Below are 12,268 nucleotides of genomic sequence, written 5' to 3' on the forward strand. Positions count from 1 at the left end.
GGCGCGTAACGGCGCCCCCCGCTGGGGGGGGGGGCCCCCCCGCTCGGGGGGCGCCCGCCGTCGTCCGTCCTGAGCTGCGGATTGTCCGCAGCGAGAAGAGTTTCCCCACCGTGCCCCTGCTGTTCGCCCTGCCTGGCTACTCTCCACTCGCCCCGGCCCGGCACAGGAGAGGCACGTTGATGAGCACCCCGGCCCACCGCACCCCAGCCCGGCAGTTCGTGGCTGCTCCGATGCCGATCCGGCGGCGCCGCGACCGGGACCGGCCCGGGAGCGTCTCCGGAAGCCCGGCGGAGCGCGCCCTCCTGGGGATCCAGTCCAGCGCCGGCAACCGGGCGGCGACCGCGGCCGTGCAGCGCGCCAGGGGCACGGCGAAGGCGCCCAGGAACGCCGCCGCGCCGGAGAACGCCGGCGCGGCCCCCGCCGCCACCGGCACCGCCACCGGATCGAAGAGTTACCGCGACCGGATCGCCTCGGTCCTCGACCGGCTCAAGAAGAATCTCGAATTCATCGACACCTTCGTCAAGGGCGTCCAGGTACCGGCCAACGCGGGCTTCTCCCAGCAGGCCTCCGCGACGGTCGACGACGGCCTCAAACACTCCGCCGGCCTGTCGGGGACCTCCGCGGCTTCGGAGAACCTGGCAGCGGAGAGCGTCGGCGCCGCGCTCAGTGGCATGGAGGCGGCCAAAGCCAGGAAGGACGCCCAGAAGTACAAGAGCGGGGCCGCTTTCCACGGAGCGGACAAGAAGGCCAACTCCAAGTCGGCCGACGCGGTCATCAGCGCCGCCGGGGCCGGGAACTACGCCCTCGGTATCGCCAAGGAGCTGACCAAGGCCGAGCACGCGGCGCACGCCATGTCGGCGGCCGAGGCGAGCGGTATCGGATCCAGCGCCTTCGGTGCGGTGAAGGGCGCCCGTGCGGCGGGCCGGTTCGGCCTGACGGCCCGCAAGTACCGCGCCCTGAAAGAACTGCCCAAGCCGGACCGCACCGACGAGGGGGCGATGACCCGGCTGAACCAGGCCCGGCAGCAGGCTGAATGGGCCGCGGCCGAGGCGTATGTCGCGCTGGACGCCCACTGGGACCATGAGGGCGAGGACCGGCTGGAGCGGGTCTCCGACGCCATCGACGTGGCCTGGGCGGCGATGGGGGACGCCCGTGACGCCGCCCAGGATGTCCGGCGTGCCGAAGACGCCAACGCGATGGACACGGTGCACACGTACGCGCTCGGTAAGCAGCGCAACAAGATGGGCAAGCAGGCCCTCACCGCCGTGGGCGAGTCCACCAAGGCCGCGGGCGGCATCGTGACGGCGGTCGCCGCCACGGCGGGAGGCGCCGGACTGGCGAGCAACCCGGTCGGCTGGGGCCTGGCCGCCGGCGCGGCCGGTCTCGTCCTCGGCGTCACCGCCTACAAGGCGGGCCGCGCGGGCATGAAGCGCTACGAGGGGGCCCGCCACCCCGAACGCTGGGCACCGGAAGGGGCCCCGACGGAGCCCGCCTCCCGCGAGGAGGCGCTGAAGGAGGCCCTGAAGTTCTGGAAGAAGGTCCAGAACGGCGAACGCCAGGCCATGGCACGGAAGCTGTACGGACTGGCCGCGGGCGCGGACATCAACGGAAGCGGCGACACGTCCGCCGAGATGCGGGACTCGGCCAGAGCCCTGCTCATCGCTCTCAAGGCAGGCCCGGCCAACCACCGGCTGAGCCCGGAGGCGTGGGCGGCCTCCCTCAACGACCCGTCGAAGAGCGCGGCTTGGGTCAAGGAGATAGCGGAACAGCTGTCGTCGGCCTGAGCCCGGCCTCGGGAACGGGACCGCGGCCGTCCGGATGCCGCCGCCGGTCCGGGACGCCGCGGGACCTTCATACGCCCGAGAGCGCCACGTCCGCCACTGCGCGGGCCGTCGCCCGCCCGGTGCTCCGTACCGAGGCGTCGGCCCCCGGCAGACAGCGGCGCTCCGTGGGCTCGTACACGCAGCCCAGCACCCCGGCGTGGTCGGTGTCCGGTTCGTGCAGCTCCGAGTCCCAGCCGTGGGCGCGCAGCGCTTGGTGCAGCTCACGTGAGGCGTCGCCGGGTACGACGGTGTCCGCCGTGCCGTGCACCAGCCGCACCCTGACCGGTGTCACCGCCCGGCCCAGCGCCTGGAGGGGCACCGTGCCGGTGGTACGCGCCGGGCGCTGGTAGCCGCCCGCGACGCCCACCACCGCGGCGGGCCGCCAGCCGTCGAAGAGTTCCGGATGCAGCGCCACCCCCACAGCGGCTCCCGCCCCGGCCGACCAGCCCGCCAGGACGATCCGCTCGGGGTGGGGATGGTCGGTGAGGTCGCCTGCGTGCTCACGGGCGAACCGCAACGAGTCGGTGAGATGGGCACGGCCTCCGTCGGGCCGGTCCGAACGCCAGTCGGGTACCAGGACGGCAGGGCCGAGAGCGGCTATCTCCCGGGCCAGCGGGGCCAGTACGTCACGCTCGTCCGGCCCCACGCCGTGCCACAGCAGCACACACGGGCTGTCGCGCCGGGTGCCGGTGTAGAGGTCGAGCGGCTTTGTCCCGCCGTCGGTCGGGTACTGCGCGGTGCGGACCGTGACGCTCAAAGCCGTTCCTCCGGGCTGTGAGAAGGGGAGAGGGAGAGGGGCAAAGGCCGGACGGCGTGGACGGGCAGTCCTTGCCGCACCGGGTGGAGGGGCGGGGCGGCAAGGACTGGTCAGGGCCGGCCCCGGACAGAACAGCTAGCGCTTCACGGCCCGCAGGATCACGAACTTCGGGTCGCTCGTCACCACCCGGCAGTTGCCGAAGGTGCGCTGGAGCATCACGTGGTAGCTGAGGTGCCGGTTGCCGACGACCCACAGCTCGCCGCCCGGCCGCAGCGCCTCGCGTGCGCCGCGGAACATCCGCCGGGACGTCTGGTCGCTGGTCGCCTGGTGGGCGTGGAACGGCGGGTTGTTCAGTACCAGGTCGACCGAGCCGGGTTCCACCCCCGCGAAGGTGTCGCCGATGCGGAACTCGGCCGGGGCGTCCGGCCCGAGGTTCTTCCGGAAGGTGGCCTCGGCCGACGCCATCGCCTGGAACGACTCGTCGGTGAAGACGACTTCGGCCCGCGGGTTGGCGAGTGCGACGGCGGTGCCGACGACGCCGTTGCCGCAGCCGAGGTCGACCACCCGTTCCGGGCCCTCGTGCCGGGGCAGGTTCGGCAGGAAGAACCGGGTGCCGATGTCGAGGCGTTCGGCGCAGAAGACCCCGGCGTGGTTGACGACGGTCCGCCCCGATGCGGCCCCGACGCCGGCGGGGAGTTCGTAACTCCGCGGCCAGGGGCTGGGACCCGGGGCGAGCGCCGGGTCGGGGGTGCAGAAGATCAGCCGGGCCTTCTTCACCGCGAGGGACGTCTTCGTGGGCCCGATGATCTGCTCGAAGAGCTTGAGGGTCGAGGTGTGGATCTCCTTGACCATCCCGGTGCCGACCACGACGGTCCCGGCGTGCACGGCGGGTGCGAGCCGGTGCAGCTGGTCCTCAAGGAGGGCGAGGCTCTTCGGGACCCGGACGACCAGCAGATCGATCCGCCCGGGCGGTGCGTCCTGGGTGGAGAGCAGCCGTACGGCGCCGCCGTCGATGCCGTTCCGCTCCAGATTGGCCCGGGTCGCCTCCTGCCCGAGGAAGGAGTCGGTGATCTGGACGACCTCACCGGCCACGCCATCCGAGGCCCGCGCCCCGGCCAGAGCAGTGGTGAGCGCGCCCCACCGGTCACCGGCCACGACGGTGGTGCCGGGCGGGATGTCCGTAGCGGCGCCCGGTTCCGTACGGCGCCCGGCACCGGCAGTCGGTCCCGTACCGGCGCCCGGTTCCGTACCGGTTCTCGGCTCAGCACCGCCGCCCGGTTCCGTACCGGCGCCGTTCCCGGCGAGATGGCGCAGTACGTACTCGTCGGCGGCGTCCCAGGCACGCAGCTGGTCGCGGGGGTCCTCGGGGAAGCGGGTGAGGGCGAGCGAGCCTGATGACGTCGGCAGATGGTTCATTGCCGACCAGGCTAGCCGTCTCAGGAGGCGGCCGTCTTCTCGGCCAGTTTCTGGAATTCGCCCAGGTCGTAGTTGGCCAGGGCCGAGTCGAGGTTGGTGAGGGCGCCCAGGTGCTCGATGAAGCCCTGGGGGTCGTACTCGATCTGGAGCGTCACCCGGCTCGTCGTGTCGGTGAGGTGGTGGAAGGTGACCACACCGGCGTGGTGGACGCCCTCGGTGGTCCGCCAGGCGATCCGGTCCTCCGGCACGACCTCGGTGAGTTCGGCGACGAAGTTCTTGTCGGCGCCGGGGATCTGCAGCTGCCAGGCGAAACGCTTCTCGTCGATCGGCTCGACGAGGCGTACGTGGCTCAGGAAGGCGGGCCAGCGGGTGACGTCGCTCCACAGCGCCCAGCTCACGGCGACGGGGGCGTTGATGTCCACGGTCTCGACCATCGATGACGACATACGTGCCTCTCCTCTTACGCGTCTGCTCTCGGGCCTCTTTCACGGGCTCGTTCTTCACGGACCGGCTACCCGGAGACTGTTCGGCCACACGGCCGGGCCGTACCCGCCGGGAGACGGACCCTCCCGGGTGCCGGGGAAAACGTCCGGTGCTGCCGGTGAGCCGTTTCCGGCCGGGGTCCCGGAGCCGGTGGTGGGGTGGGGCGCCGGGGGCTGCGGGCCGCTGTCGTCCATGACCGCGTACACCGCGCCGCCCGCGCCGACCGCCACGATCAGGGCTACGAGGATCAGCGCGACCGTCCAGTGGCTGTTGCGCTCGGCCGGTTCGGGGGCCGTCACGGGGGTGTAGTACCTGTAATCGGGGCGTGGGCGTGGGCGTGGTGGGGTCATGTCCGGTGGCGGCGGGGCCGGTGCCGGGGCCGGATCGACGCCGTGTGCGCCGGCACCTGCACGGTCGCCGCCCGCCCTGTCGCCATCCGCACAGTCACCATCCACCCCGTGGACATCCGCACAGTCACCGTCCGCGCCGACATGATCTGGATCACCCGGCTGAAGATTCTCCATCGCTGTGCCGCCTCCCCGTGGACGCGCCGCCGCGCGCCCCTGTGGAGGAACGCGCGCCCCTCGAAGGCGAGAGTAATGCGCCCCCATGGCGCACCGGTATGACTGGTGTCCGGCCATGCGACACCCTGCCGACGAATCCCGCCGAGTCCATACACGATGGCCATGTGCGCCCCCACCTGCGGCTCTCTACGCTGGCCTGCATGACCCCTCACATCCCGCAGCCCGATCCCCGCACGGGTGCGGCCGTCAAGGCCGCCGACCGTGCGCACGTCTTCCACTCCTGGTCCGCGCAGGACCTCATCGACCCGCTCGCCGTCGCCGGTGCCGAGGGCTCGTACTTCTGGGATTACGAGGGCAACCGGTACCTCGACTTCACCAGTGGTCTCGTCTTCACCAACATCGGCTACCAGCACCCGAAGGTCGTCGCCGCGATCCAGGAGCAGGCGGCGACGATGACGACGTTCGCCCCCGCCTTCGCGGTCGAGTCGCGCTCCGAGGCCGCACGCCTCATCGCGGAGCGCACCCCCGGCGACCTCGACAAGATCTTCTTCACCAACGGCGGCGCCGAGGCCGTCGAGAACGCCACACGCATGGCCCGGCTGCACACCGGCCGCCCGAAGGTGCTGAGCGCCTACCGCTCGTACCACGGCGGCACCGCCACCGCGATCAACCTCACCGGCGACCCGCGCCGCTGGGGATCGGACACGGCGACCGCGGGTGTGGTGCACTTCTGGGCGCCGTTCCTCTACCGCTCCCCCTTCTACGCGGCCACCGAGGCCGAGGAGAGCGCCCGCGCCCTCCAGCACCTTGAGGACACCATCGCTTACGAGGGCCCGCAGTCGGTGGCCGCGATCATCCTCGAAACCGTCCCGGGCACGGCCGGCATCATGGTCCCGCCGCCCGGCTACCTCGCGGGTGTCCGCGAGATCTGCGACCGGTACGGCATCGTCTTCATCCTCGACGAGGTGATGGCGGGCTTCGGCCGCACCGGCTCCTGGTTCGCCGCCGACCTCTTCGGCGTCACCCCCGACCTGCTGACCTTCGCCAAGGGCGTCAACTCGGGGTACGTCCCGCTGGGCGGTGTCGCGATCTCCGGCGAGATCGCCGAGACCTTCGCCAAGCGCCCCTACCCGGGCGGCCTCACCTACTCCGGCCACCCGCTGGCCTGCGCGGCGGCCGTCGCGACGATCAAGGCCATGGAGGAGGAGGACATCGTCGGCCAGGCCGCCCGCCTCGGCACCGACATCCTGGCCCCGGCCCTCGCGGACCTGGCCGCACGCCACCCGTCGGTCGGCGAGGTGCGCGGCGTGGGCGCGTTCTGGGCGCTGGACCTCGTACGGAACAGGGAGACGCACGAGCCCCTGGTCCCCTACAACGCGACGGGCGAGGCCAACGCCCCGATGGCGGCGTTCGGCGCGGCCGCGAAGAAGCACGGCCTGTGGCCCTTCATCAACATGAACCGCACCCATGTGGTGCCCCCGTGCAACATCACGGACGCGGAGGCCAAGGAGGGCCTCGCCGCACTCGACGCGGCGCTCGCGGTGGCCGACGAGCACGTGGTCGCCTGACGGGCAGTCAGGCGAAAGGGCGGGGGACGCCGGGGTGTTCAGCGCCTCGGCGTTCGCTGTTCCCGCTCGTGGACTGCCCGTCCCGGGCTGCACCGGCCGAAAGATCACCTCCGCCCTGATCACCGTCTACGCTCGCCCCGGAGGCTGCCCGCGCGGCAAAGGGGCCCGTGCGGACCGGGCCGGGCTCCGGGCTGATCCGGAGCGGTGGGACTGGCCGTAGGGTGTCCGGAGTCGGACGAGGGGAACAGGACCATGCCCGCGAGCGGAGCGGTGACCCGCAGTACTCTGCGGCAGCAGATCGCCGACGCGCTGCGTGACGAAGTGCTTGCGGGCCGTCTTCAGCCGGGCGAGATCTTCACCGTCAAGCAGATCGCCGAAGGGTACGGGGTCTCGGCGACCCCGGTCCGTGAGGCGCTCGTCGAGATGGCCGCGCAGGGGCTGCTCGACTCGGACCAGCACAGGGGGTTCCGGGTCCATCAGTTCTCGGTCGACGACTACTGCGCCATGGTCGAGGCCCGCTCGCTGATCGTCGACGGGATCTTCCGGCGGCTCGCGCTGCGAGGTGTGGCGGGTGAGCCGCTGCTGTCCGTGCGCCGGCGGGCCGAGGAGGCGGTGCAGGCCGCGCGGACCGGCAGCCTGGAGATCCTCATCGGGTACGACCTGCGGTTCTGGCGCGAGCTCGGGGCGCTCACCGGGAACCGCTACATCGCCGACTTCCTGCACCGGCTGCGGGTGCAGTGCTGGGTGTTCGCCGTGCCGTATCTGCGGGACCGCGCGCAGCCCACCGAGTGGCTGTGGCGGGGACACGAGAAGCTGGTCGACGCGGTGACGAGCGGTGACGGTGACCTGGCGCATGCGGTGATCGAGGAGTACAACGCGCACGCCGTCCGCTGGGCTGAGCAACTGCGCGCCACCACCGGTACGGCTGCGTCGTCCCGTGACGCACAGCCTGATCAAGAACAGCAAGAACAGCAAGAGCAGCAACAGCAGCAACAGCAGCCGTCCGACTGCCCGCTCCCGGACCAGCCGTCCGGCCGCCGTCCGGCCGACGGGGCCGCCCGGTGAGCGTCGTGGAGCCGGAGAGGGCGGAGGCGGTCGAGGCCACGGTGGAGCTGTCCGTCGTCGTGCCCGCGTACAACGAGGAGGGGCGGCTCGGCCCCACGCTGGACGCCGTCCGTACGTATCTGGACGCGCGGCCGGGCAGCTGGGAGCTGTTGGTCGTCGACGACGGTTCGGCGGACGGTACCGCGCGCATCGCCCGTGCGGCCGCCGCCGCCGACCCCCGGGTCCGGCTGGTCAGCAGCGCGGACAACCGCGGCAAGGGGCACGCCCTGCGGCTCGGTGTGGCCGCGTCGAGGGGCGTACGGGTGCTGGTCACCGATGCCGATCTGGCCACGCCCATCGAGGAGTTGGGGCGGCTCACCGAGGAGCTGGAGACCGGGTACGCGGCCGCGGTCGGCTCGCGGGCGCACCCCGAGTCCAGCGTCGAGGTGCACCAGGGGCGGCTGCGCGAGTGGATGGGGCGGATGGGCAACCGGCTCATACGTGCCGTCGCCGTCCCCGGCATCCGCGACACCCAGTGCGGATTCAAGCTCCTCGACGGCGACAAGGCGCGCGAGGCGTTCGCCGACGCCCGGCTCGACGGGTGGGGCATCGACGTCGAGATACTCCAGTACTTCCGCCGCCAGGGCTGGCCGGTCGCCGAGGTCCCGGTGCGGTGGGCGCACCAGGAGGGCTCCAAGGTCGGGCCGCTCGACTATCTGCGGGTCCTCGCGGAACTGCTCAGGCTGAAGACCCGCGCGGTCCGCCGCACCGACCTGGCCGTCTGCGGGCTCTTCCTGCTGGCGTCCGTCCTGCTCTACAAGAACCTCTGGGCCGACCTCGGCCACGGCTACCTCCGCGACTCGCTCCAGGACCAGAACCAGTGGGAGTGGTTCTTCGCGGTCACCGCGGACAACATCGCCCATCTGCACAACCCGCTCTTCACCACCGCGCAGAACTACCCGGACGGCGTGAACCTCATGGGCAACACGCCCATGCTGGGGCTCTCCGTCCCGCTCACCCCGGTGACGCTGGCGTTCGGACCGACGGTGACCTGGGCGCTGGTGCTGACCTGCGGGCTCGCCGCGACGGCCGCCGCCTGGTACTGGCTGATCGCCCGGCGCCTGGTCCGCAACCGGTGGGCCGCCGCGCTCGGCGGGGCGCTCGCCGCCTTCGCGCCGCCGATGATCTCGCACGGCAACGCGCACCCCAACTTCCTGGTGCTGTTCATGATCCCGGTCATCATCGACCGGGCGCTGCGTCTCTGCGAGGGGAAGCGGGTGGTACGTGACGGGGTGCTGCTCGGGCTCTTCGCCACGTACCAGGTCTTCCTCGGTGAGGAGCCGTTCCTGCTGGCGGCCCTCGGCATGCTGCTCTTCGCGGCGGCCTACGGGGTGCTGCGCAGGGAGGTGGCACGGGCCGCGTGGCGCCCGCTGCTCAAGGGGCTCGGGATCGCCGCGCTCACCGCGCTGCCGCTGGTCGCGTACCCGCTGGGCTGGCAGTTCTTCGGCGCGCAGAGCTACCACAGCGTGCTGCACGGGAACAACGCGGGCAACAGCCCGCGCGCCCTCGTCGCATTCTCCGGACGCGCCCTGTTCGGCAGCGACACGACGGCCGACAAGCTGGCGCTCAACCGGACCGAGCAGAACGCCTTCTACGGCTGGCCGCTGGTGGCGCTGGCCTTCGCGATCACCGTAAGGCTCTGGCGGCACGCGCTGGTCAGGGCGCTGGCCTTCACGGCGGTGGCCGCCGCGGTGCTCTCGCTGGGCCAGAAGATCCGTATCCCGTACACCGATGTGGTGTTCCCGGGCCCGTGGCGGCTGCTGGCGCACCGGCCGCTCTTCGAGTCGGTGATCGAGGGCCGGGTCGCGATGATCTGCGCCCCGGCGCTCGGCGTGTTGGTCGCGCTGGCCGCCGACCGGCTGATCCGCAGCCGTGTCCACGCGTACCGGGTCTGCGGGGCGCTGGCGGTGGCCGCCGCGCTGGTCCCGATCGTGCCCACCCCGATGCCGGTGCAGAGCCGCCCGGACGTCCCGGCGTTCATCGCCGACGGACTGTGGAAGAAGTACGTCGGCCCCGGCGAGTCCGTGGTCCCGGTGCCGCTGCCCGACCCGGGCAGCGCGGAGGCCCTGCACTGGCAGTCGGCCACCGGGGTGCGCTTCCCGGTGCCGGGCGGCTACTTCAACGGGCCGTACGGACCCGAGCGCACCGGCATCTACGGTGCGCCGCCCCGCTACACGTCGAACCTCTTCCGGGACATCCGCTACGGCGCGAAGATCCCGGAGATCGGCGCCGGCTGGCGGGCGCAGGCGCGTTACGACCTGGCGTACTGGAAGGCCGGCGTGGTCGTCATCCCGCCCGAGGACAACGACGCGGCGCTGTATGTGACGGTGCAGAAGCTGCTGGGGCGCCCGGGGCAGCGGATCGGCGGCGCCTGGGTCTGGGTGGTCGGCAAGGAGAGCGGCGCGACGGCTTCGGCGCGGTAGGGGCTTCTGTACGGAACGGAACGGAACGGGCCGGAGGAGCCCGGGGTGGCCGGGGGTCTTCGCGCAGCGTGAACCGCGCATTACGCTGGCCGGACAAGCCCGCTCGGGGGGTGACCCCCGAACCCCGCTAGGAGCCCCGTTGGCCTGTGACCTGTGGCTGGTCCCCCTCGTCGATGTGCTGTGCCACAGCCCCGACAACCCCTTCGCGGAAGAGATAGCCGTCTACGACAAGGCGCTCGGCGAAGCCGGTCTGCCGTCCGTACCCGTCTTCGCCTATATGCCGGGGCTCTCCGGCGATGTGGCCCCGGTGGCCGGTTTCGACTACGACGCCCTGCACTTCCTGCGGCGCGCGTACCTCCTGAAGATCTGCGGCCTGGAGGTCGCCCCGGTCGACCACCTGGGCGGCGACTACGAACAGCTCCTGGAGATGTTCGAGTCCACGGCGCAGCAGTCCCATCTGGTGTGGCACTACGACCACGCGGGCGCCTATGTCCCCGTCGACTTCGGCGCACCGCTCTCCAACGACGAACTCCTGGAGGGCGGCGGCCCGCTGGGCTCCGCCCATGGTCTGCTCCGGGAGCTGGAGCTGGTGGCCGGGGCCATCGGCATCGACGCGGCGAACCCGCCGGCCACACCGCAGGCGCCGTCCCGGCCGACGTCGCTGGAGGAACCGGCGGGCCCGGTCCCGTCCGACGACGGCCCGTTCGCCCGCGAACGCCATGTGTGGCTGGGACTGCACGCGGCTGCCACCCGCAGCCTCGCGCAGGGGTCGATGATCGTCTTCAGCTGACCCGGCGGAGTGCCGGGGGAGGGCCCCGGGAGCACGAGCGCGGCTCCCCGGGTGCCCTCCCTCCCGGGCACGTCAGGGCCGGGCGCGGGCGACGGGTCGTACGCTTCGGGGCATGCGTGTACTTGTCACCGGAGGCGCGGGCTTCATCGGCTCGCACATCGTCGCCGACCTCACCGCCCGTGGCCACGAACCCGTGGTGTTCGACGCCCTGTTGGCCGCCGCCCACGCCGAGCGGCCGTCCCCGCCCGGCGCGGGCGGCGCCGAGTGGATCGAGGCCGACGTCCGCGACCGCAGAGCCGTGGAGGAGGTCCTGCGCGGGGTGGACGCGGTCTGCCACCAGGCGGCGATGGTCGGCCTCGGCAAGCACTTCGCCGATGCGCCGGAGTATGTGAGCTGCAACGACCTCGGCACCGCCGTTCTGCTCGCCGCCATGGAGGGCGCGGGCGTGCGCGATCTGGTGCTGGCCGGGTCCATGGTGGTGTACGGGGAGGGCCGTTACGACTGTGACCGCCATGGCACCGTCCGCCCCGGCCCGCGTGCGCCCGCCGGTCTGGCGGCGGGCCGGTTCGAGCCCGTGTGCCCGCAGTGCGGTGCGGAGCTGGCTCCGGGCCTGGTCACCGAGGAGGCACCGGCCGACCCGCGGAACGTGTACGCGACGACGAAGCTCGCCCAGGAGCATCTGGCCGCCGCCTGGGCCCGTGCGACCGGCGGCCGGGCGATCGCGCTGCGCTACCACAACGTGTACGGGCCGGGGATGCCCCGGGACACCCCGTACGCGGGCGTGGCGTCCTTCTTCCGCTCGTCCCTGGCGCGTGGCGAAGCCCCGGTCGTGTACGAGGACGGCGGCCAGCGGCGGGACTTCGTCCACGTACGGGACATCGCATCCGCCAACACCGCGGCGCTTGAGGGCGTTTCGGCCCGTGCGGACGGGGAGCTGCGCGCGTACAACGTGGGCAGCGGGGAACCGCACACCATTCTGGAGATGGCGGCGCTGCTCGCCACCGCGTACCCGGGGCCGGCCCCGCGGGTGACCGGGGAGTACCGGCTCGGGGACGTCCGCCACATCACCGCCTCCTCCCGGCGGATCCGGTCCGAACTGGACTGGCTGCCTTCGGTGCCGTTCCCGGACGGGGTGGCGGAGTTCGCCCACGCGCCGATGCGGCCGACGGCCGACACCCCGGCCCCGGCCTGAGGCCCCGGGTACGCCTGACGCCCCCCGGCTCGGGTGAGTTGGGGGGAGGGGCCGGGGGGCCCCCGGCCGGCCGGGCGCCCGCCCCCCCCCGCGCCGGCGGGCGAGTCGTGCGGGGGGCGGGCGGCGGGCCCGCCCGGCCGCCCCGCGTGGGGGGGGCGGCGCCCCGCGCGCCGCCCCCCCCCCCACAC

10 protein-coding genes are annotated in these 12,268 nt (G+C 72.7%); 6 read left to right on the plus strand and 4 right to left on the minus strand.

Going from position 1 to position 12,268, the window contains the following annotated elements; genetic code table 11:
- Positions 1-179: 179 nt before the first annotated feature.
- Positions 180-1,784: a hypothetical protein gene (locus tag ACFXBC_RS12840; protein ID WP_385022638.1), complete on the plus strand. Its 1,605-nt coding sequence runs from the start codon at positions 180-182 to the stop codon at positions 1,782-1,784.
- A 67-nt stretch (positions 1,785-1,851) separates the two neighbouring features.
- Here ACFXBC_RS12840 and ACFXBC_RS12845 read toward each other — a convergent pair whose 3' ends face one another.
- The 4 genes from ACFXBC_RS12845 to ACFXBC_RS12860 form a co-directional block, all read right to left on the minus strand.
- Positions 1,852-2,580, minus strand: a complete 729-nt coding sequence (locus tag ACFXBC_RS12845; protein WP_385022641.1) for an alpha/beta hydrolase — start codon at positions 2,578-2,580, stop codon at positions 1,852-1,854.
- Positions 2,581-2,715: 135 nt separating this feature from the next.
- A complete protein-coding gene (locus ACFXBC_RS12850; RefSeq protein ID WP_385022644.1) occupies positions 2,716-3,996 on the minus strand; it encodes a methyltransferase in 1,281 nt (426 codons plus the stop codon).
- Between the two features lie 20 nt (positions 3,997-4,016).
- Positions 4,017-4,442 (minus strand): SRPBCC family protein, encoded by a 426-nt coding sequence (locus tag ACFXBC_RS12855; protein WP_385022646.1) that lies wholly within the window; start codon positions 4,440-4,442, stop codon positions 4,017-4,019.
- Positions 4,443-4,496: 54 nt separating this feature from the next.
- Positions 4,497-4,778, minus strand: coding sequence for a hypothetical protein (locus tag ACFXBC_RS12860; protein WP_385022649.1), 282 nt, complete (start codon positions 4,776-4,778; stop codon positions 4,497-4,499).
- Positions 4,779-5,203: 425 nt separating this feature from the next.
- Between ACFXBC_RS12860 and ACFXBC_RS12865 the strand changes: the two genes are divergently transcribed.
- The 5 genes from ACFXBC_RS12865 to ACFXBC_RS12885 all read left to right on the plus strand — a co-directional run bounded on the left by ACFXBC_RS12865 (position 5,204) and on the right by ACFXBC_RS12885 (position 12,080).
- Positions 5,204-6,571, plus strand: a complete 1,368-nt coding sequence (locus tag ACFXBC_RS12865) for an aspartate aminotransferase family protein (protein ID WP_385022652.1) — start codon at positions 5,204-5,206, stop codon at positions 6,569-6,571.
- A gap of 252 nt (positions 6,572-6,823) precedes the next feature.
- Entirely contained in the window at positions 6,824-7,636 is an 813-nt protein-coding gene (locus ACFXBC_RS12870) for a GntR family transcriptional regulator (RefSeq protein WP_385022655.1), read from the plus strand.
- Entirely contained in the window at positions 7,633-10,098 is a 2,466-nt protein-coding gene (locus ACFXBC_RS12875) for a dolichyl-phosphate beta-glucosyltransferase (RefSeq protein WP_385022658.1), read from the plus strand. Before ACFXBC_RS12870 ends, ACFXBC_RS12875 begins: the two co-directional genes overlap by 4 nt.
- 139 nt (positions 10,099-10,237) lie before the next feature.
- A complete protein-coding gene (locus ACFXBC_RS12880; protein WP_385022661.1) occupies positions 10,238-10,888 on the plus strand; it encodes a hypothetical protein in 651 nt (216 codons plus the stop codon).
- 112 nt (positions 10,889-11,000) lie between these two features.
- Positions 11,001-12,080, plus strand: coding sequence for an NAD-dependent epimerase/dehydratase family protein (locus ACFXBC_RS12885; RefSeq protein ID WP_385022664.1), 1,080 nt, complete (start codon positions 11,001-11,003; stop codon positions 12,078-12,080).
- Positions 12,081-12,268 lie beyond the last annotated feature (188 nt).

The sequence above is a fragment of the Streptomyces sp. NPDC059398 genome (assembly GCF_042751845.1).
Classification (GTDB): domain Bacteria; phylum Actinomycetota; class Actinomycetes; order Streptomycetales; family Streptomycetaceae; genus Streptomyces.